Below are 512 nucleotides of genomic sequence, written 5' to 3'. Positions count from 1 at the left end.
ATAACGGCAATATCAAACCTAACAAACAAGTAGACAAAAAGAAGATTGATGGAACTATATCTATGATACAGGCTTTAGGTATGTATTTACAAGTACCACACTACACAAACCAAATATTTACATTTTAATGAAATTCAATATCAATTTCAATCCATTTAAAAAGAAAGAAGCTAGACAAGAAGAACGTAGCTACAACTTTCTTTCAGATTCTCTATTTTATAATTCAGCTACTACATATTCAGAATCAAAAGCTATGCTGTTATCTGCCGTTTACAGATGTGTAGACGTGATAAGTGATTCTGTTGCACAGTTACCGTTAGAACCGTATTATGTAGATGATGAGGGCTTTAAAACCAAGTTTACCAAGCATCCTACATACTGGTTATTAAACAGAGAACCTAACGACCAAATGAGCAGATTTACTTTTATCAAGACGCTAGTTACCAGTGTACTTCTTACAGGTAACGGTTATGCTCGTATTAAGAGAGATGAAAGAGGCGATGCCAAAGAAC

Annotated in this window: 1 protein-coding gene; it reads left to right on the top strand. The window is 34.2% G+C overall.

Translation table 11 applies throughout. The annotated features are described in order from the left end of the window. Positions 1-127: 127 nt before the first annotated feature. The coding region (locus AB5935_RS26510; RefSeq protein WP_368327930.1) for a phage portal protein at positions 128-512 on the top strand (385 nt) is incomplete at its 3' end.

This window comes from Phocaeicola sp. RTP21198st1_B8_RTP21198_201120 (assembly GCF_040929485.1).
In the GTDB taxonomy this organism is placed as follows: Bacteria; Bacteroidota; Bacteroidia; order Bacteroidales; family Bacteroidaceae; genus Phocaeicola; species Phocaeicola dorei.
The sequence above is the reverse complement of the archived record's forward strand: the minus strand, read 5'-3'. Positions and strand labels throughout refer to the sequence as shown.